Here is a 20,104-nt window from a genome sequence, read left to right as displayed (position 1 = left end):
AATTTCATAAATGTGTAGCCTAGCATTTATTTCTACGCGAGAAAAGTCGTTGCCTTTCATGAAATTGCCTGGAGACCATAGATTAGCCATGAAAGCGACAACCAATCCGATTGGAAGAATCTGTGGCAAGCCGCCCAATCAAGGACTAACATGTTGTCGCACTAAGAGAAAGGAGGAAATCATGGCTAATTTGAGGCGTTACAATCCACTGACGGAACTGGCCCGTTTCGATCCCTTCCGCAATTTTGAGGACCTGTTCCACGATTTCCGGCTGGCAAATATTACGCGCGAAGGCGAGGGACAGCAGCCGATCCGTATCGACGTGCACGAAAATGAATCGTCGTACACGGTTCGCGCCGATGTGCCAGGGGTTAATAAGGACGACATCAAAGTCGACATTTCCGGCAACCGCGTGACAATTGCTGCCGAAATCAAGCGGGTTGAAGAGGAAAAGCAAAGCGGCTCCCTGGTGCGAAGCGAACGCTATTTCGGCGAGCAGTATCGCAGCTTTACCCTTGAGCACGATATCGACGACAGCAAGGCGACCGCCAAATGCGAGGGCGGGGTGCTGGAACTGACCCTGCCGAAAAAGGCCCAACAGGGCAGCCGTAAGCTGGAAATCCACTAAACCCTGACCGGCAAGGTCAGGATGAAACTGGTGCCCTCTCCGAGGGCACTTTTTACGTCTATGCGCCCGCCGAGCAGGCCGTACACGATGTTATAGACGATATTCAGCCCAAGGCCTGAGCCGCCACGTCCGAGCTTGGTGGTGAAGAAGGGGTCATAAATCTTTCCCATATTTTCAGGTGCGATACCGATGCCGTTGTCGCGCACCGCGATGGCGACCGAGTCGCTGCCGATGGTGTCGGCGGTAATCACGATTTCGCCGTCTTCCTTGCCCTCGAAGGCGTGGATCAGCCCATTGTTGACCAGGTTGATGAGCACCTGGCCAAACGGACCCGGGTAGCTCGCCATCACGATCCCGTGCGGGATCGTGTGGCTGACGCGGATTCCGGACTTCTTAAACGTCGGCATCAACACCAGCAGGATTTCCGACACCAGTTCGTCCAACTGGAATTCGCGGCTTTGAGAGGTCGCGCGGTCGACTGCAACCTGCTTGAAGCTGGAGACCAGGTCCACCGCGCGATGCAGGTTGCGCAGCACAATCTGGCTGCCGCTATTCACGTCCCGGATATAGGCAGTGAGGGCAGAGCGCTTGACGCCGGTTTCCACTGCGGCGGCGAAAGCCGTGGTCTGGTCCAGCAAAGTGCTGACTGCCAGCAGGCTGTTGCCGATCGGCGTATTCAATTCGTGGGCGACGCCGGCAACCAGCGAACCTAAAGCCGCCAGCTTTTCGCTGCGCACCAGTTCTTCCTGTGCACGCTGCAGCGTGCCGAGGGAATCGGCCAGTTCGCGATTGGTGTCGGCGATCTGGCGTGTCCGCACGTTAACCAGGTCTTCGAGCTCCAGTTCGCCGCGCTTGCGGTCCGAGATGTCGGTGGATACCCCGCCCAGCGCCCAGATATGGCCGAATTCGTCGATCAGCGGAAATTTCTCGGAGATGTAGGTGCGCGGCCCTCCGACCGTGCCTCCCGAGGTTTCCTCATGGCTGGAGGCGCGCCCGCTGGCCAGGACGGCACGATCGGCCTGCCGGATCGCCTGGGCCATTTCGCGGCTGAACAGCACTTCATCGGTATTCCCGAGCGGTTCCGGCGAACCGGGAGGCAGCAGCATGCGGAAACTGTGGTTCACCATCAGGTAGCGGCCGTCGAGATCCTTCACGTAGATCACCGCCGACGACTTCTCGACGATATTGGTAAGCAGGGCCTGGCTGCGGCGCAGGGCCGCGTCGCGCGCAGCGATCGTGGCAAGCATGGCGTTGAAGGCGGTTGCGAGGCGTCCCACCTCGTCGCGGCTGGTCACCGGCGAGCGCAGGTCGAAGCGCTGTTCGCGTGTAACGCGGTCGGCTACCGCGGACAGAACAAGGAGCGGCTGCGTGACCAGCCGGCGTGAGCCCAAGGCGTACAGTATCGCGCCGAAGGACAGCGTGAGTAGCACAACGCCGAGCACCAGCCCATATTGGCGCAGACGCTCCAGCATCGACGGCAAGTGGTAGTGGGTCGCGAGATAGCCGACCTGTTCGCGCTCGAAGCGGATGGGGGACAGCAGCGACAATGCGTAGCCATCGAAATTGTGGACTGTTCTTTCGAGATCCGGCGACCATTCGCATTTGGCTGAAGGATCGCGATTGAAATAGGCGAAGACGCGTTTGTCGGCTGTGAACAGGCAGGCCTGGGAAAGTTCGGGGCTGCTGCGCAGGGCTTCCAGCTTGCGGGCGGCGCTGCCGCTATCGCCGAAATTGAGGTCGGAGTCGAGATTTAGCGCGAACAGTTCGCTGCGCACGGTCAGCTCCTGCACAATGCGCGGGCGGGCAACCAGCAAGTCGTAGCTGGCCAGGGCAATCAGCGCGACCAGCAGCGCCGCGATCGTCGTAAGGACCGACACCAGCAATAGTTTGCGCTGGAGGCCTAAATCGCGGAAGAAGCCCTGGAAGCTTTTCATCTGGGAGTAGCCCATTTGCACCGGAGTAACTATCTTAGCTCAAGCGCGAAGGGAGCCACAAGCATGCGACATTCCCATGTAATTATTGCTATGTTTGGCGTATGACAGAAAAGCAAGCAAGCAGCGAGGGCCCGCCGCCGCCATCCCCCGATGCCGGCGCGGAGCCGTCCGCACGTCCGGACCGGCCGTCGCATGCGCGGCTGCTGGAATGGCAAGGACCGGCGTTCTGGATGTCATGCGGAGCATTGCTGGCGGGGCTGGCAGCGGGTGCCGTGGTCCTCGCACAGCGGGTCGGCGTCGAGCGGGACTTGATGGCCGTGGCCACGACGCTGCCACAGTCCGAGGCCAAGGCGCAGCTTGCGCCGGCCCCCGGGCCTGCGGCCCGGCGGCAAGAGGAACCGTCGCCGCAGCCCGCGGCAGCGCCCAAGCCAGTTCCGTCGGCAATGGAAGGCCCGTCTGCTGAAAGCACCGCCGCCCAGGCAAAGCCCTCGCGGCGCCGCGGTACGCAGCACCACTCGACTGTCCAACTGGCGGCGCGAAAGAAAAGCGTGACGCACCGTAAGTCTGCGGAAAACGTTGAAAAGTACGCGGAAGTCTTCAAGCGTTGCCCGCGCCCGGGAGAACCTGGCGCCGTGGACTGCCGCCGGCACATCTGCAACGGCGCGGAAAGTGAAGGCCCGGCGTGTAAGCCTTACAGGCCAAGGCCGGGGTCAAGAGTGCGTTAGGCGACCGGAAGGGAGATAAAGGAGCGCTGGCGTTCGGCCAGCTCCTGGCAGGCAAGACAGGTGGCCGCGCCAGGCTGCGCTTGCATGCGTCCCGCGGAGATGGCGGCGCCACAGCGCTGGCACTGGCCAAAGGTCCCCTCCTGCAAACGCTCCAGGGCAGCATCGATCGCCGCCACTTCGGCAGGGTCGCGGCCAGCCAGCACCTCGCGCCGCTGGCGCAGGACGGCAGTCCAACGGTCAATTTCTTCAGATAACATGGCTGGTCTCCAGTTTTGGGGCCACTGTAACGGTCATCTTGAGCCGCGTCACCAGCGCCGCTTGACCTAAGTCAAGTTTGCCTGACTTATTCCTGGGGGAGCGCATTTGGCCCCTTGCCGCGTTGGACGCTACAATCATAGGATGACAGGATTTGATCACCAACAGGACCCGGCTTTGACTCATTCAACGATTGCGGAACGCAGCCTGCAATGGCTGCTGGCATCAGCCACAGACGCGATGCTGATCATCGACAAGGACGGCCAACTGATCCTGGTCAACCCCGCGCTGGAAAACCTGTTTGGCTACGGACCCGGCGAACTGGCAGGCAAATCGCTGGAATCGCTGATCCCTGAACGCTTCCGCCACGGCCACGTAGGCCTGCGCGGCAGTTACTTCGAGCGCCCCCATCCACGCGCCATGGGCGCTGGATTCGAACTATTCGCCACCCGCAAGGACGGCACCGAATTTCCGGTCGAAGTAAGCCTGTCACCGCTGCAGGACAATGACACGCAGCCGTTGGTGATGGCGACGATCCACGACATCAGCGCCCGCAAAAAGGCCGAACATGCGCTGCAGGAGAGCGAAGCGCGCATGCGCGCGATCTTCGAGACGGCGGTCGATGCGATCATTACGATCGACGAACACGGCATCATCGAACGCGTGAACCCGGCGGCCGAGCGCATGTTCGGTTATCCCGAGGCCGAGGTCCAGGGCCGCAACGTGAAGATCCTGATGCCTGCGCCGCATCGCGAAGCGCACGACGGCTACCTGCACCACTACATGACCACCGGCGAAAAGCGCATCATCGGCAAAGGCCGCGAGGTGCAGGGTTTGCGCCGCGACGGCAGTATTTTCCCGATGGACCTGGCCGTCACCGAAATGTGGCTGGGCGGGCGCCGCATGTTCACCGGCCTGGTGCGCGACATCACGGAGCGCAAGCACGCCGAAGAAAAGGCGCAGCAACTGTTGCAGGAGCTGACCAGCGCCAATGAGGAACTGACCAACTTTGCCTACGTCGTATCGCACGACCTGAAGGCGCCACTGCGCGGCATCGGCTCGCTGGCCGACTGGCTGGCGCATGACTACACCGACAAGTTCAACGACGAAGGCAAGGAGCATATGCGGCTCCTGATCAACCGCGTCCACCGCATGGGCGCTCTGATCGACGGCATCCTGCAGTACTCGCGCGTTGGCCGCATCAAGGAAGCCGTGGTGCCGGTGCAGCTCGACCAGCTGGTGGCCGAAGTGATCGACCTGCTGGCGGTGCCGGCGCATATCAAGGTCACCGTCATGCCGGGCATGCCGACTGTGACTGGCGAGCCGACGCGCATCCAGCAGCTGTTCCACAACCTGGTGTCGAATGCCGTCAAATACATGGACAAGCCGGAAGGCGAGATCGAAGTGGGCTGGGCCGACGAGGGCAACCAGTGGCGCTTCCATGTCCGCGACAACGGTCCAGGCATCGCCGAGCGCCATTTTGAACGCATTTTCCAGCTGTTCCAGACCCTGGCGCCGCGCGACCGCGTTGAAAGCACGGGTGTCGGCCTGGCGCTGGTGAAAAAGATTGTAGAAATGTACCAGGGCAGGGTGTGGCTGGAGTCCGGGCTTGGCAAGGGCACCACCTTCTATTTCACCTTGCCGAAAAAAAGAAAGAATAACGCATGAACAATACGAGCAAGCCAATCCTGCTGGTTGAAGACGACCAGGTCGACGTCATGACCATCCTGCGCGCGCTGAAGGAAGTCCACGTGGGAAACCGTGTCGTGGCAACGGAAAACGGCGAAGCTGCGCTGGAATACCTGCGCGAGCCGGGCAACGAACAGCCTTGTATCATCCTCCTGGACCTGAACATGCCGATCATGAACGGCATTGAGTTCCTGCAGAACGTCAAGCAGGACCCGCTGCTGCGCCGTATTCCGGTGATCGTCCTGACCACGTCGGAAGAACAGCAGGACAAGATGCGCAGCTTCGACCTGGGCGTGGCCGGCTATATGACCAAGCCGGTCGATTACCGCCAGTTTGTCGAAGTGGTGCGCTCGATCAACCTGTACTGGACCATCAGCGAGTTGCCATGAACACGGTAAGGGTCCTTATCGTCGAAGACGATATCGTTGACCGTATCGCCTGTCGCCGCGCCTTCGCCCAGGCACCGGGCTTCAACTGTGAATTGCTGGAAGCGGAAAGCGGCCAGGAAGGCCTGGACATTGCGCTGCGCGAAGAGCCCGATTGCATCCTGCTCGATTATCACTTGCCGGACCTGACCGGGCTCGAATTCCTGGCACGCCTGGCGGCCGAGCGGGGCGAGCCGCAGCCGAATATTCCGGTAATGATGCTGACAGGTGCCGACAGCGCCACCGTGGCGGCGGAAGCGATGCGGCGCGGTGCGCGCGATTACTTGGTGAAGGACAGCGACGGCCGCTACCTCGACTTCCTGGCGGGGGCGATCGACCGCCTGTTGCGGGAACAGCGCCTGATCGACGAAAAGCAGTTGGCCGAACAGGTACTGCGGCAGTCGCAGAAGGAACTGCGCGAGCTGGCGGCATACCAGGAAAAGCTGAAAGAACACGAACGCACCCGCATCGCGCAGGAAATCCACGACGAACTGGGTGGCCTGCTGACAGGTATCAAAGCCTACATCTCGGTCGCCATCGAGCGTGGCGGCGAGCAGTCGGACCCGCTGTTGAAAGATGCGGCCAAGCTGGCCCAGGATGCGATTGAAACCGTGCGCCGTGTCATTACCGACCTGCGCCCCAGTGTGCTGGACCAACTGGGCATCTGGCCTGCGCTCGAATGGTATGCCGAACAGGTGGCTCAGCGCAGCGGCCTGCTATGCAGCTGCAACATCACGCCCGACGCGCAAGCGCTGGAGCTGGATGCGGAGCGCAGCACGATGCTGTTCCGCGTGGCACAGGAGGCGCTGACCAATGTCGTGCGCCATGCCGAAGCAAGCGAGGCGCGCGTAATCGTGGATACCGACGGCGAGAACGTGGTGCTGCGTGTGGAAGACAATGGCAAAGGCATTGAAAGCGCCGGCCTTTCCGACCGCGAATCCTGGGGCCTGTTCGGCATGCACGAACGCACGCGGCGCTTTGCGGGCGAACTGAATATCAGCGGCAAGGCAGGACAGGGCACCACCCTGCAGCTGCGCCTGCCTTTGGAGGACAAGAATGGGTGACATGATCACCGTTTTGCTGGTCGACGACCATGCGATTGCACGCAATGGCGTGCGCCTGATGCTGGGTACGGCACCCGACATCAGCGTTGAGGGCGAGGCAGGCAATGCTGTTGAAGCGATGCAGCGCGTGGGCGAACGCAGTTTCGACGTGGCGCTGGTGGATATCAAGATGCCGGGCAAGAATGGCCTGGACCTGCTGAAAACGTTGCGCAGCGAATGTCCGCGCATGGCGGTGCTGGTGCTGAGCACCTATTCGGAGGAGATTTATGCTGTCCGCGCGTTGAAGTCGGGCGCCTCGGGCTACCTGACCAAGGATGCGCCCACTGCAACCCTGATCGAAGCTGTGCGTAAGGCGGCATCGGGCGGCAAGCATGTCAGCCCGGCTTTGCTTGAAAAGTTGGCAACCCTGGTGGGCGGCGGGCCAAGCGGCGACCACGAGGCGCTGTCCAACCGCGAACTGGAAGTTTTCAAGCTGATTGCACAGGGCGAGTCCCTGGTGCGGATAGGGGAAAAACTACACCTGAGCCCTAACACCGTGACCACTTATCGCAGCCGTATCCTGGAGAAAATGGGCATGTCCAGCAATGCCGAGCTGACCCGTTATGCCCTTGAGCATGGTTTGATCTGAGTGGCTGTAGGGGAACCACTACAGCAACTACACAGGATGCTTGATACCGGGAAATGATACCAGGGGAGATACTGCTTCCATCGAAAACAAGGAGCAGCATCATGAGCCCGGTCATTCCAATCACCCCTGCAAACGCCACCAAATCTTGCGCAACTGTCGCCGCGAAATGCTCGCTGTGCAGCTTCAACCGCCTGTGCCTGCCACAAGGCCTGGCAGACGAAGATGTTGCCCGCCTTGACCAGATCATCGCCCGCCGCCGCCGTGTGAACCGCGACGAACCGCTGTACAAGACCGGCGACAGCTTCCACAGCCTGTATGCCGTGCGTTTCGGCCACTTCAAGACCGTGCAGGTGAACCAGCGCGGCGAGCAGACGATTGGCGGCTTCCACATGGCCGGCGACCTGCTGGGCATGGAAGCAATCGGCAATGGCCAGCACTCTTGCACTGCAGTGGCCCTGGAAGACAGCGAAGTCTGTGAGATTCCGTTCTCCCGCCTGCAAGAGCTGGTGATGCAGATCCCGGGCCTGCTGCAACAATTCCACCGCACCATGAGCCGCGAGATCCAGCGCGAGCAGTCGGTAATGCTGTTCCTGAGCCATATGCGCGCCGAGCAGCGCCTGGCCATGTTCCTGCTGAACCTCGCCGGCCGCTACGCACAGCGTGGCTACTCCTCGACCAGCTTCCAGCTCCGCATGTCGCGTGAAGACATCGGCGGCTACCTGGGCCTGACCGTGGAAAGCGTCAGCCGCCAGTTGGCCCGCCTGCGCCAGGACGGCTCGATCGTGCTGAACAACCGCGACCTGCGCATTACCGACCGCAGCAAGCTGGAGAGCTTGTCTTCCGGCGGCATGGCGCAAGAACTCGCAGTCGCCTGAGCAAGGTACCGGTTTTATCACCTGTAGGGGGTGTAGGGGGCAGCTCATGCTGCCCCTTTTTTTATTGCGCGAAGACTTCTTTGGCGGCCATCAGGCCGTTGAGTGCGGCAGGGAAGCCGGCGTAGACGGCCATCTGCATGATGGTTTCCACGATTTCTTCGCGGCTGACGCCGACGTTGAGGGCGGCGTGGATGTGCACCTTAAGCTGGGGCGTGGCGTTGCCCATGGCCGTCAGCGCGGCGACTACTGCGATTTCGCGGGATCTCAGGTCCAGGCCCGGGCGCGAGTATATGTCGCCAAAGGGGAATTCGATCACGTAACGGGCGAAGTCCGGAGCGATGTCTTCCAGGCTTTGCATGACCCGTTCGCCGGCCTCGCCATCAACTTCACGCAGTTTTGCGAGCCCGCGCTCGTAGCGGCTTTCGGTGTTCATTGGCATGTCCTCCATCAGTGGTTGGATTCGACGCCAGGGACTGCTCCAGGGAGCGGTAGTACTCGATCTTCTCCTGCAAGGATGCGGCAGATTGCCGCATCGCCTCGATTTCGGCGAGAACGTCTTGCATGTGTTCTTCCAGCATCTGGCGCCGTTCCGGCACCGTCGAGTCCCCAGCGCCGCGAAGTTTGGCGAACGACTGCATTTTGCCGATCGGCATATGGGTTGTTCGCAAACGCAGCAGGAATTCGATCCAGGCCAGGTCCGATGCCGCATAACGCCGCTGGCCGCCCGTGGCACGATTGACCGGGGCAATCAGCCCGATGCGCTCGTAGTAGCGGAGGGTGTAGGCCGTGAGGCCAGTGCGTTTGGCGACTTCGTCTATGCTCAGGTGCGATTCCATGGGGTGATCGTAAAAGTTGGAGTGCGCTCTAAGTCAAGCACTTTATTACTCTAACCGCGATACCGCAACTGCCAGTGCCAGGTCCATGGTATTGATGTGTGCTTCCAGCCAGCCCGGCAGGGTACGGATGACGTCGCGGGCGGTGGCTTCTTCGTTGTCCCTCAGCAGGCGAAGGGCTCGGGCAACTCGCTCGAGCAGGTTGCCGTGGGCGGCGCGGTGGGCTTGCGCCGCAGCATAATCGATGCGCTCCATCAGGCTGTTTTCTTCACGCAGGTGCTCGATGAATTCGGTGGCCAGTTCGCGGCAGGCCTGGTCGAAGGCCGGGCGCGGCAAGGATTCCATCGCTTCCAGCATGACGAAGACAATGCGGTGCGACTGGTCGAGAACCGGGATGCCTAGCGCAAGGTCGGGGCCGAAGACGATGGAATCCATGTGGCTCTCCAATAGTGGCGAACCGTAATTGTGCCGCCCGGAAACAGGCAGGCACATGATCTACATCAATTCCTAGAGGAAGCGATCGAGGATCTTCTTGCTGTGCTTATCCAGCGCAAACTGGTCGCGGATCAGGAAGTGGATGCCGTGGCTATCCGACACCAGCAGCGACACGCTGCCAATGCGGCGGATATCTTCCTCGCCGCGCAGCACGAAGCTGGTATGGCCGCGATCGGTTTCGACGGTCCACGTGGAAGGGCAGGCATAGCTGCCCACTTCCACGATGCGCTGGATTACCGGCATGAACTCACGGCCCGCCAGTTCTTCGCGCACGATGTCGGCCAACTCCGGCGACAGGTCGGAAATGCGATCGAGCCAGGCCACTTCCTTGCCGTCGATGTTCACCAGCGAGAGGCCTTCTTCCGGCGCCTGGATGGGGAATGCGCGGACCGGGGACACGCCTTCATGCAATACGCCGTTGGCGTCGATCAGGTTCAGCTTACCGAAGCTGTCCCGGCTCAAAGTAAAATTAATCATCTTCACGGCTCTTTGCCTTGTCATCCATGTCGGTATCGACGTTACGTGCCTGCGCCTGATAGAGGCGGTAGTAGGCCCCTTCCCTGGCCATCAATTCCTCATGCGGGCCTTCCTCAACCACCTTGCCGCGATCCATCACCACCAGGCGATTGGCACGCTGCAGCGTCGACAGACGGTGGGCAATCGCGATCGTCGTGCGGCCGGCCACCAGGTTGTCCAATGCCTTCTGGATTTCTTTTTCGGTTTCCGAGTCCACCGAAGCAGTCGCCTCGTCCAGGATCAGGATGCGTGGATCGATCAGCAGGGCGCGTGCAATCGAAATGCGCTGGCGCTCACCGCCCGACAGGCCCTGGCCGCGTTCACCCACCATCGAGTCGTAGCCCTGCGGCAGGCGCAGGATGAAGTCGTGGGCGTGCGCTGCGCGGGCAGCCTTCATGATCTCTTCGCGGGTCGCTTCAGGCTTGCCGTAAGCGATGTTTTCCGCGATGGTACCGAAGAACAGGAACGGTTCCTGCAGCACCAGGCCGATATTGCGGCGGTAGTCCGATACGGCAAAGTTGCGAATGTCCTGGCCATCGAGCAGGATCGCGCCTTCCGCCACGTCGTAGAAGCGGCAGATCAGGTTGACCAGGGTCGACTTGCCGGAGCCGGAATGGCCTACCAGGCCAATCATTTCGCCGGCCTTGATCTCCAGGTTCACGCCGCGGTTGACGGCACGGTTACCGTAGCGGAAGCCCACTTCGCGCAAGGTAATGTCGCCGCGGACCTTCTCGACCTTCACCGGCTGCACCGGATCGGGCACGCTCGAAACGTGGTCCAGGATGTCGAAGATGCGCTTGGCCGCGGAAGCGGATTTCTGCGTCACCGACACGATGCGGCTCATGGAATCCAGCTTGCCGTAGAAGCGGTTGGCGTAAAGGACAAAGGAGCTCAATACACCGACGGTGATGTTGTGCTTGGAGATCATCCAGATGCCGAACACATAGATCACCAGGATGCCCAATTCGGTCAGGAAGGACACTGTCGGCGAGAACAGCGACCATACCTTGTTCAACTTGTCGTTGACGGCGAGGTTGTGTTTGTTGGCGGTGCGGAAGCGGGTCGCTTCGCGGGTTTCCTGCGCAAAGGCTTTCACCACGCGGATGCCTGGAATGGTATCGGCCAGCACGTTGGTGACTTCGCCCCACACGCGGTCGATCTTTTCAAAGCCGGTGCGCAGCTTGTCGCGCACCAGGTGGATCATCCAGGCGATGAACGGCAGCGGCAGCAGCGTCGCAACGGCCAGCCATGGATCGATGGTGAACAGGATCAGGCCGGTCATGATGATCATCAGGACGTCGGAGGCGAAATCCAGCAGGTGCAGCGACAGGAAGACGCAGATGCGGTCCGACTCGGAACCGATACGCGACATCAGGTCGCCGGTACGCTTGCCGCCGAAGTATTCCAGCGACATGCGCAGCAGGTGTTCGTAGGTCGTGGTGCGCAGGTCGGCGCCGATGCGCTCGGAAACCAGGGCCAGCACGTAGGTCTTGGCCCAGCCGAAGACCCAGGCCAAGACGGCGGCGCCGGTCAGGGCCGCCATGTATTGCACCACCAGCATATGCTCCACCGGCTTGCCATTCTGGTAAGGGATCAGCACATTGTCGGTCAGCGGCATGATGATGTACGGCGGGATCAGGTGCGCGCCGGTAGACAGCAGCATCATGGCAAAGCCAAGTGCCAACTGCCATTGGTAAGGCTTGGCAAAGCGCCACAGGCGGAACAGGGTCCAGGTGGAAGGCGGCGTGTGAACGACCTTGGTGCAGACCGGGCATTCTTCCTGGTCCGGCTCCAAAGGCGCCTTGCAGGTAGGGCAGGAGTTCTGTTCAATTTGCTGCAGCGGCTTGCCGTGCACGTGCGCTTCCTGCAGCCGCGGGAAGTTTTCGGACAGGCGGATCGCCAACAGGTTTTGGCCGAGTGTGAAGCGCCACGCGGCCAGGCGCTGCGTTTCATCCACCAGTTCCAGGTGGCCGACGCCGGCGTGGTCGTGCAGTTTTAGCGACATGCCAGGTCGATAAGTCCAATCTCGCCATACCGTTTCACCGGGCGCACGTGCCATAATGCGGCGCTCCGTGAGGAGCACCAGGCCTTTGTTGAAGTGAAGCTTGGAGTCCAGGTCAACCTCCAGCGCGCTGAGTACGTTTTCTTCGGGTGCGAGCGCTGGTAACTCTGTGCGCCACCTGTCGGGAAGTTCTGTCAGGCTGAGCTCAGAGGAAAGTTGGTTTGTTATCATTGTGGATCAGACTCCGGCACTCTTTGCCAAGTGGCAAGAATTGCGAAACAGTGGGAAAATAGAAGGACGGGCGGAGTATACCGCAAGAGGTACAAGAGCTAAAACATGACAAAAAAGAAAGACATTGAGTTTCTCCGTGTAACACACCTGCGCGGACCGAACATCTGGACCTATCGCCCGGTGATCGAGGCTTGGCTGGATATCGGCGAGCTTGAAAACTACCCCTCGAACAAACTCCCCGGTTTTTATGAACGCTTGATCGGCTTCCTGCCAGGCCTGGTCGAGCATCGCTGCGGCGTCGGTGAGCGCGGCGGCTTCCTCGAGCGACTGCGCGACGGCACCTACGCCGGCCACATCCTCGAACACGTCGTACTCGAGTTGCAAAACCTGGCCGGCATGCGTACCGGCTTCGGCAAGACCCGCCAGACCGCGGAAGGCAGCGGCATTTACAAAATGGCATTCCGCACTCGCCAGGAACAGGTTGGCCGCGCCGCGCTGGCCGCTGGCAAAGACTTGCTGATGGCTGCCATCGACGACAAGCCATACGACCTGGCCGCCACCGTTGGAAAACTGACCTCGATGGTCGAATCGCTGTGCCTGGGCCCATCGACCGCCTCCATCGTGGACGCTGCGACCGACCGCAAGATCCCGCACATCCGCCTGACCGACGGCAACCTGGTGCAGCTGGGCCACGGCGCGCGCCAGCGCCGCATCTGGACTGCGGAAACCGACAACACTTCCGCCATCGCCGAAGGCATTGCCTCCGACAAGGACATGACCAAGGACTTGCTGAAGTCTGTCGGCGTGCCTGTGCCGGAAGGTACCCTGGTCAAGAGCGCGGATGAAGCGTGGGAAGAAGCGCAGGACATCGGCCTGCCGGTCGCTGTCAAGCCCTACGACGGCAACCATGGCCGTGGCGTGTCGCTGAACCTGATGACCGAAGCCGACGTGCGCGCTGCCTACGATATCGCCGTGGTGCGTGGCGGCAGCAAGAGTGTGATCGTCGAGAAGTTCATCGTTGGTAATGAACACCGCCTGCTGGTCGTTGGCCGCCGCATGGTGGCTGCCTCCATGGGCGAATCGCTGTGGGTGACTGGCGACGGCAAGTCCTCGGTTCAGGGCCTGGTGGACAGCCAGATCAACACTGATCCTCGCCGCGGCACCACCGAAGAATTCCCGTTGAATATCGTGCAGCCGCGCGAGTCGGAAGAAGTGCTGCTGGACCTGAAACGCCAGGGCCTGACGCCGGACTCCGTGGTGGACTCAGGCCGCAAGGTCCTGATCCAGCTGAACGGCAACGTGGCCAACGACGTGACCGACCTGGTGCACCCGGCTGTTGCTGAAATGGCAGCGCTGGCAGCACGCACCATTGGCCTGGACATCGCCGGCATCGACCTGGTTGCGGCCGACATCTCTCGGCCGCTGGAAGAGCAAGGTGGCGCGATCATCGAAGTGAACGCGAGCCCGGGCCTGCTGGCCCACCTGAAGCCAGCCGCCGGCGGCGTTGCACGTCCGGTCGGCCACGCGATTGCCGATCAACTGTTCGCTGAAGACGACGATGGCCGCATCCCGATCGTGGGCGTGGCCGGCAGCCGCCAGAATGCGCTGATCGCGCGCCTGATCGGATGGCTGCTGCAAATGAGCGGCCGCTACGTCGGCACCGCAACCGAGCAGGGCGTGTTCCTGAACGGCCGTAACGTCGCGCGCGGCCCACTGTCCGAATGGGAATCCGGCGAGCGCCTGCTGCTGAACAAGAATGTGGAAGCAGCAGTGTTCGCGAATGCCGGGCGCATGATCCTGAGCGAAGGCTTCTCTTACGACAAGTGCATGGTGGGCGTGGTGACTGACGCCGCCGGCCACGAGGGTCTGGGCGAGTTCTTTATCAACACCCCGGAACAGATGTTCGGCGTGCTGCGCACCCAGGTCGACGTCGTGTTGCCGGAAGGTGCAGCCGTGCTGAATGCCTCCGATGCCCAAGTGGTCGAAATGGCCGAACTGTGCGACGGCGACGTGATTTTCTACGGCACCGACGAACACGTGCCGGCAATCGACTCGCACCGCCAGGATGGCGGCCGTGCCGTGTTCCTGCGCGATGGCGGTTTCGTCATGGCTGCCGGCCGCGACGAGCTGGCAGTGCTGCCGCCGTCCTGCCTGCCGGCGAGCGGCGAGGATCGCAAGGAAGCTGTATTGGCCGCGATTGGTGCTGGTTGGGCCATGGGCCTGTCGCCGGACCTGATCGGTGCCGCGCTGCGCACCTTCGAGTGGAATACCAAGAAAAACTAAGGATTACCAGGAATGGAAGTTATTCGCCTCCGCGCACTGCGCGGCCCTAATCTGTGGAGCCACCATACGGCTGTAGAGGCCATCGTGTCCTGCGCGCCGGATGAACGCTCCGTCGACAAGATCCCTGGTTTCGAAGTGCGCCTGCGCACCCGCTTCCCACGCCTGGCGCAGTTGCAGCCGGACGGCCATGCCGACACCATCCCGATGGCGCACGTGCTGGAACTGGCAACCCTGGGCCTGCAAGCCGAAGCGGGCTGCCCGGTCACGTTCAGCCGCACGACGCAGACGCTGGAAGAAGGTATCTACCAGATGGTCGTCGAGTACACCGAAGAAGCGGTAGGCCGCCTGGCCGTTGAATGGGCTGAAAAGCTGATCAAGGCCGCGGTGGACGACACCCCGTTCGACCTGGCTGCCGCGCTGCACGAGCTGCGCGAGCTGGACGAGGACGTGCGCCTGGGCCCATCGACCGGCTCCATCGTGCACGCCGCCGTGGCGCGCAAGATCCCGTTCCGCCGCATGACCGAAGGTTCGATGGTGAGCTTCGGCTGGGGTTCGAAACAGCGCCGTATCCAGGCCGCTGAAATGGACAGCACCAGCGCGATTGCGGAAACCATCGCGCAGGACAAGGAACTGACCAAGAAACTGCTGGATGCAGCCGGCGTGCCGGTGCCTACCGGTCGCACCGCCGAAGACGCAGAAGACGCATGGAAAGCCGCGCTGGAAATCGGCCTGCCGGTCGTGGTCAAGCCGAAGGACGGCAACCAGGGCAAGGGCGTGACCGTCAATATCACCACTCGTGAGCAGACCATCGCCGCCTACAACGCGGCCAAGGAGTTCCGCGACGACATCATGGTCGAGCGCTTCCTGGCAGGCCATGACTTCCGCCTGCTGGTGATCGGCAACAAGCTGGTCGCTGCTGCGCGCCGCGATCCTCCGCACGTGGTGGGCGATGGCGTGCACTCCGTGCGTGAACTGGTGGACATCGTCAACTCCGACCCGCGCCGCGGCACCGGCCACGGCACCGCGCTGACCAAGATCCGTTTCGACGATATCGCGCTGGCGCGCCTGGCGCTGCAAGGCCTGGCTGCGGACTCCGTGCCGCCGATCGGCCAGCGCGTGGTGCTGCGCAATAACGCCAACCTGTCGACTGGCGGCTCCGCCACCGACGTGACCGACGACGTGCATCCGGAAGTGGCAGCGCGCGCGGTGGAAGCGGCGCAGATGATCGGCCTCGATATCTGCGGCGTGGACGTGGTGTGCGATTCCGTACTGCGTCCTATCGAAGAACAGAATGGCGGCGTGGTGGAAGTGAATGCCGCGCCTGGCCTGCGCATGCACTTGTCGCCTTCCTACGGCAAGGGCCGTCCGATCGGCGAAGCGATCATCAACACAATGTTCCCGGAAGGCGACGACGGCCGCATTCCGGTCATCGCGGTTACCGGCACAAACGGCAAGACCACCACCGTGCGCCTGACTGCGCACCTGATCGCGTCTTCCGGCCTGCGCGTGGGCATGACCAATACCGACGGCGTGTACGTCAACGGCCGCCAGATCGACTCCGGCGACTGCTCCGGCCCGCGCTCGGCGCGCAATGTGCTGCAGCACCCTGATGTGGATGCAGCCGTGTTCGAGACCGCCCGTGGCGGCATCCTGCGCGAAGGCCTGGCTTATGACCGCTGCAAAGTGGCCGTGGTGACCAATATCGGCGCCGGCGACCACCTGGGCCTGAATTACATCACCACCGTGGAAGACCTGGCGGTGCTGAAGCGCGTGATCGTGATGAACGTGGACGAGCATGGCTATGCCGTACTGAACGCAACCGACCCAATCGTGGCCGCCATGGCTGCCAAGTGCAAGGGCAAGGTGATCTTCTTTGGCGCGGACCGCTACCATCCAGTGGTGGCAACGCATCTGGCCCAGGGCAAGCGCACGGTGTATATCGAAAATGGCCAGCTGGTGGCGGTGGAAGGCAAGAACGAGCAGCGTATTCCGCTGGCGGACGTGCCGATCACTTTCAACGGCACCATCGGTTTCCAGGTGGAGAACACCATGGCGGCGGTGGCGGCGGCTTGGGCCGCGGGCGTCGACTGGGATGCGATCCGCCGCGGCTTGCTGAGCTTCACCACTGACAGCCACAATGCGCCGGGCCGCTTCAATATCTTCAAGTACCGCGGCGCGACTGTGATTGCGGACTATGGCCACAATCCGGATGCGATGCTGGCACTGGTGCAGGCGGTTGATGCGATGCCTGCCAAGCGCCGCTCCGTCGTGATTTCGGGTGCAGGCGACCGCCGCGACCAGGATATCCGCGAGCAGACCGAAATTCTGGGCAAAGCATTTGACGATGTGATCCTGTACCAGGACGCCTGCCAGCGCGGCCGTGCTGACGGCGAAGTGGTTGGCTTGCTGCGCCAGGGCCTGGAAGGCGCAAGCCGCACCAGGAACATCGACCAGATTACCGGTGAGTTCATCGCGATTGATACGGCGATGGATCGTTTGCAGGATGGTGACCTGTGCCTGATCCTGGTGGACCAGGTGGAAGAGTCGCTGCGGCACATCGCCAACCGGATTGCTGCTGGCTGAAACCGGTAAGGCGGGGTCTGACCCACAGGATCAGACCCCGGTTTGCCGGTTTTCAAGCAACCAGAACAGCCTTCGGCGCCACCAGCCTTGCAGTCTCGCCTTCAACAAACTGCGCAGCAAACACCCGCTTTTCAGCCTCGACTTCCCCGTCAGCCTCAATCAGGTTGCAGATCAAATCCGCAGTCGCCACCGCCATCTTGTGCAATGGCTGCTTGAGCGTAGTGAGCTCGTAGCTCAACCAATGCGAACCTTCAACGGCATCGCAGCCGACCACCGACATCTGCGACGGCACGTCGATGTGCAAATGCTGGCGCGCCGCGTCCACGCAGCCCATGGCCATCGCATCATTCCCGCAAATCACCGTATCAGGTACCGCGCCAATGCGCGCAATCAGCTCATGCAGGCCGGCCACGCCGCTGGAATAGTCGAAGCAACCATGGAACACCGGCGCCTCCGGCAGCCCCAGTTCAGCGATACGGTCCAGTGCACCGCGCAAGCGCTCGCCCGCCACGGAATTCTGGGCCGGTCCGCCGATCAAGGCAAACTGCCGGTGTCCGGCGCCCGCCAGGCGGGTCACCAGGGCGCGACTGGCCTCATACTGGTCGCACAATACGGTGTTGACGTTCAAATCGCGCAGGTGGCGGTTAAACACCACCAGCGGCACTTTGCGGCGCCTGAATTCGTCGACATGCGCCGCGGTCAGCTTCGACGCAGCCACCACGCCATCGACCTGGAACTGCCAGATCTCGGTCAGGATGCTTTCAATCTCCCCTTCGTGCTGCATGGTGAAGAGCAGGGCGCGCTTGCCGCGGCGGTTCAGCTGCTGGCTAAGTTCCGACAAGGCAGCCGGGTTGTACAGCATGCTGGTATGGGACACGACGATCGCCACGATATTGGTGCGGCGCGTGATCAGGCTGCGCGCGGCGGCATTCGGGATGTATTCCAACCCCTCGGCCGCCTTCATCACGCGCGCATAAGTGGCCTTCGATACACTGGCGCCCGGCTTGAAGCAGCGCGAAACCGCCGATTGCGATACGCCTGCCACGAGCGCAACATCATAGGAGGTGACGCGGCGTCCCTCCTGGAGGATGATGGCCTTTTGCTCGGCAAGGCTGATCACAGCTTGTGGCGTGGTTTGGCGCATGAATGCGGGTTTGCGGCGTTAATGCTTGCGATTTTGAAAATAAACTCCAATCTTACCACATGGCAATAGTTTCCCTGCGTTTACAAGCCCCAAACCGGGCTCTGGTGTGGTGCCCAAGCCGCGCCGCTCTCTGTTAAAATACCGCCCCTTTTGGTTTCGGATGATTAAGATGGCACAGGCTTGCGGCATCGACTTTGGCACTTCCAACTCCACCGTAGGATGGGTGCGCCCCGGCCAGCCCATCATGCTGGAGCTCGAGGATGGCAAGATGACCCTGCCATCGGTGGTCTTCTTCAACGCGGAAGACGAGGAAACCAGCTACGGCCGCGCGGCCCTGGCCGAGTACCTGGCCGGCTGCGAGGGCCGCCTGATGCGCTCCCTGAAAAGCCTGCTGGGCACCAGCCTGATCGACGGCCAGACAGAGGTTGGCGGCCGCGCGCTGCCATTCCGCCTGTTGCTGTCGCAGTTCATCGGAGAAGTGAAGCGCCGCGCAGAAAGCGCTGCCGGGCGCCATTTCGACCATGTGGTGATGGGCCGCCCGGTGCATTTCATCGATGATGACAAGGCCGCAGACCAGCTGGCTGAAGACACCCTTGCCGAAATCGCGCGCAGCGTCGGCTTCCGCGAGGTGGCCTTCCAGTACGAGCCGATTGCGGCGGCATTCGAATACGAGTCGCAGATCGACCGCGAAGAGCTGGTCCTGATCGCCGACATCGGCGGCGGTACCTCTGACTTTACCCTGGTGCGCCTGGGCCCTGACCGCGTGGCACGCAGCGAGCGGGGGGACGATATCCTGGCCACCGGCGGCGTGCATATCGGCGGTACCGATTTCGATAAATACCTCAGCCTGTCGAGTGTGATGCCGCTGCTGGGCTATGGCAGCCAGTTCCTGAGCGGAGCCGAGGTGCCGTCCAGCTATTACTTCAACCTCGCGACCTGGCATACCATCAACCTGGCATACACCCGCAAGATGCAGGCGCAGTTGACCGAAATGATCCGCGATGCGCGCGAGCCGGCCAAGCTGGAACGCCTGCAGCACCTGATCGAGGAGCGCGCAGGGCACTGGCTGGCGTTGAAAGTGGAGGAGGCCAAGATCGGGCTGTCCACTGCCGACCAGGTTCAGCTCAACCTTGAGCGTTTCGCGCCGCCGGTGCTGCTGGATGTAACGCGCAGCGGTTTCGATGGCGCCGTAGATCACCTGGTGACCAGCGTCGGCGCCACTGTGACCCAACTTCTGGGCGATGCTGGTGTGCAGCCTGCCCAGGTGGACACCATTTTCTTCACCGGCGGCTCCAGCGGCGTGCGCCTGCTGCGCGAACGCATCGCAGCGATGGTGCCGGGTGCCCGCCGCGTAGAAGGTGACCTGTTCGGCAGCATCGGCGCCGGCCTGGCACGTGATGCATTGCGCAAGTTTGCATAATCTGCTTACAATAGTCGCCGTGAAGAAAGCTAATCGCCAATTCCTGCACGTCTTGCTCGCGCTGCTGCTGGTTCTGTCCCAGCAGCTCGGGATGGCGCACGCGGTTTCGCACTGGTCGGACTTCCGCCAGGGCAGCGAATTGCAAAAGGCGGCGGACGCCGAAGGCAATGGCCTGAGCGCCGGCCTTGCGCTGGACCACAACTGCAGCCAGTGCGCGGCATTTGCCTCGCTGGCGACGGCGATTCACACGCCGAACTTCACCTTCCTGGCTGTCGACTACAGCGCGCCGCAAGCAGGTGTCGCCTTGCAGCAGCTTCATACGGCGCGAACTGCACGCGCCTACGACTCACGCGCCCCACCCCTGGTTTAACACA

The 20,104-nt window shown here is 61.9% G+C and carries 18 protein-coding genes; 10 read left to right on the top strand and 8 right to left on the bottom strand.

The window, feature by feature from the left end:
- Positions 1 to 181 precede the first annotated feature (181 nt).
- Positions 182 to 628, top strand: a complete 447-nt coding sequence (locus tag ASD58_RS17195; RefSeq protein ID WP_057262403.1) for an Hsp20/alpha crystallin family protein — start codon at positions 182 to 184, stop codon at positions 626 to 628.
- Here ASD58_RS17195 and ASD58_RS17190 read toward each other — a convergent pair.
- Positions 625 to 2,562: an ATP-binding protein gene (locus ASD58_RS17190; RefSeq protein WP_057262427.1), complete on the bottom strand. Its 1,938-nt coding sequence runs from the start codon at positions 2,560 to 2,562 to the stop codon at positions 625 to 627. The genes ASD58_RS17195 and ASD58_RS17190 overlap by 4 nt on opposite strands.
- Positions 2,563 to 3,283: 721 nt before the next feature.
- Positions 3,284 to 3,544, bottom strand: coding sequence for a TraR/DksA family transcriptional regulator (locus tag ASD58_RS17180; protein WP_057262400.1), 261 nt, complete (start codon positions 3,542 to 3,544; stop codon positions 3,284 to 3,286).
- Between the two features lie 175 nt (positions 3,545 to 3,719).
- Here ASD58_RS17180 and ASD58_RS17175 point away from each other — a divergent pair, with 175 nt between their 5' ends.
- The 5 genes from ASD58_RS17175 to fnr all read left to right on the top strand — a co-directional run bounded on the left by ASD58_RS17175 (position 3,720) and on the right by fnr (position 8,223).
- Positions 3,720 to 5,210 carry a PAS domain S-box protein gene (locus ASD58_RS17175; RefSeq protein ID WP_229210011.1) on the top strand — a complete coding sequence of 497 codons (1,491 nt, stop codon included), beginning with the start codon at positions 3,720 to 3,722 and terminating at the stop codon, positions 5,208 to 5,210.
- On the top strand, positions 5,207 to 5,620 hold the full coding sequence (locus ASD58_RS17170; protein WP_057262395.1) for a response regulator: 414 nt from the start codon (positions 5,207 to 5,209) through the stop codon (positions 5,618 to 5,620). Before ASD58_RS17175 ends, ASD58_RS17170 begins: the two co-directional genes overlap by 4 nt.
- A complete protein-coding gene (locus tag ASD58_RS17165) occupies positions 5,617 to 6,720 on the top strand; it encodes a response regulator (protein ID WP_057262394.1) in 1,104 nt (367 codons plus the stop codon). The genes ASD58_RS17170 and ASD58_RS17165 overlap by 4 nt, the downstream gene beginning before the upstream one ends.
- The gene (locus ASD58_RS17160; RefSeq protein ID WP_057262393.1) at positions 6,713 to 7,348 is read left to right on the top strand and encodes a response regulator transcription factor; all 636 of its coding nucleotides are present in this window, start codon (positions 6,713 to 6,715) and stop codon (positions 7,346 to 7,348) included. Before ASD58_RS17165 ends, ASD58_RS17160 begins: the two co-directional genes overlap by 8 nt.
- A 101-nt stretch (positions 7,349 to 7,449) precedes the next feature.
- Positions 7,450 to 8,223, top strand: a complete 774-nt coding sequence (fnr, locus tag ASD58_RS17155; protein WP_057262392.1) for a fumarate/nitrate reduction transcriptional regulator Fnr — start codon at positions 7,450 to 7,452, stop codon at positions 8,221 to 8,223.
- 61 nt (positions 8,224 to 8,284) lie between these two features.
- On the opposite strand, the gene ASD58_RS17150 is transcribed toward fnr, so the two are convergent.
- The 5 genes from ASD58_RS17150 to ASD58_RS17130 form a co-directional block, all read right to left on the bottom strand.
- Positions 8,285 to 8,656 (bottom strand): carboxymuconolactone decarboxylase family protein, encoded by a 372-nt coding sequence (locus tag ASD58_RS17150; protein ID WP_082565485.1) that lies wholly within the window; start codon positions 8,654 to 8,656, stop codon positions 8,285 to 8,287.
- The gene (locus tag ASD58_RS17145; RefSeq protein ID WP_057262390.1) at positions 8,610 to 9,059 is read right to left on the bottom strand and encodes a MerR family transcriptional regulator; all 450 of its coding nucleotides are present in this window, start codon (positions 9,057 to 9,059) and stop codon (positions 8,610 to 8,612) included. Before ASD58_RS17145 ends, ASD58_RS17150 begins: the two co-directional genes overlap by 47 nt.
- Before the next feature lie 45 nt (positions 9,060 to 9,104).
- Positions 9,105 to 9,491 carry a bacteriohemerythrin gene (locus ASD58_RS17140; protein WP_057262389.1) on the bottom strand — a complete coding sequence of 129 codons (387 nt, stop codon included), beginning with the start codon at positions 9,489 to 9,491 and terminating at the stop codon, positions 9,105 to 9,107.
- Positions 9,492 to 9,563: 72 nt separating this feature from the next.
- Complete coding sequence (locus ASD58_RS17135) at positions 9,564 to 10,028, bottom strand: DUF1854 domain-containing protein (protein WP_057262388.1); 465 nt, start codon at positions 10,026 to 10,028, stop codon at positions 9,564 to 9,566.
- The gene (locus ASD58_RS17130) at positions 10,021 to 12,300 is read right to left on the bottom strand and encodes an ABC transporter ATP-binding protein (RefSeq protein ID WP_082565482.1); all 2,280 of its coding nucleotides are present in this window, start codon (positions 12,298 to 12,300) and stop codon (positions 10,021 to 10,023) included. The genes ASD58_RS17135 and ASD58_RS17130 overlap by 8 nt, the downstream gene beginning before the upstream one ends.
- Before the next feature lie 105 nt (positions 12,301 to 12,405).
- On the opposite strand from ASD58_RS17130, the gene cphA (ASD58_RS17125) reads away from it, so the two are divergent.
- Both cphA (ASD58_RS17125) and cphA (ASD58_RS17120) read left to right on the top strand, forming a co-directional pair.
- The gene (gene cphA / locus ASD58_RS17125; RefSeq protein WP_057262386.1) at positions 12,406 to 14,583 is read left to right on the top strand and encodes a cyanophycin synthetase; all 2,178 of its coding nucleotides are present in this window, start codon (positions 12,406 to 12,408) and stop codon (positions 14,581 to 14,583) included.
- Positions 14,584 to 14,595: 12 nt separating this feature from the next.
- Positions 14,596 to 17,166, top strand: coding sequence for a cyanophycin synthetase (gene cphA / locus ASD58_RS17120; RefSeq protein ID WP_057262385.1), 2,571 nt, complete (start codon positions 14,596 to 14,598; stop codon positions 17,164 to 17,166).
- Positions 17,167 to 17,218: 52 nt separating this feature from the next.
- Here cphA (ASD58_RS17120) and ASD58_RS17115 read toward each other — a convergent pair whose 3' ends face one another.
- Positions 17,219 to 18,310, bottom strand: a complete 1,092-nt coding sequence (locus ASD58_RS17115) for a LacI family DNA-binding transcriptional regulator (protein ID WP_057262384.1) — start codon at positions 18,308 to 18,310, stop codon at positions 17,219 to 17,221.
- A 169-nt stretch (positions 18,311 to 18,479) separates the two neighbouring features.
- Here ASD58_RS17115 and ASD58_RS17110 point away from each other — a divergent pair, with 169 nt between their 5' ends.
- The gene (locus tag ASD58_RS17110) at positions 18,480 to 19,730 is read left to right on the top strand and encodes an Hsp70 family protein (protein WP_057262383.1); all 1,251 of its coding nucleotides are present in this window, start codon (positions 18,480 to 18,482) and stop codon (positions 19,728 to 19,730) included.
- A gap of 19 nt (positions 19,731 to 19,749) precedes the next feature.
- Positions 19,750 to 20,100 carry a hypothetical protein gene (locus ASD58_RS17105; protein ID WP_057262382.1) on the top strand — a complete coding sequence of 117 codons (351 nt, stop codon included), beginning with the start codon at positions 19,750 to 19,752 and terminating at the stop codon, positions 20,098 to 20,100.
- The last annotated feature ends 4 nt before the right edge of the window (positions 20,101 to 20,104 follow it).

Source organism: Duganella sp. Root1480D1 (assembly GCF_001427305.1).
Taxonomy (GTDB): Bacteria; Pseudomonadota; Gammaproteobacteria; order Burkholderiales; family Burkholderiaceae_D; genus Rugamonas.
This window is presented reverse-complemented; position numbering and strand designations above follow the sequence as displayed.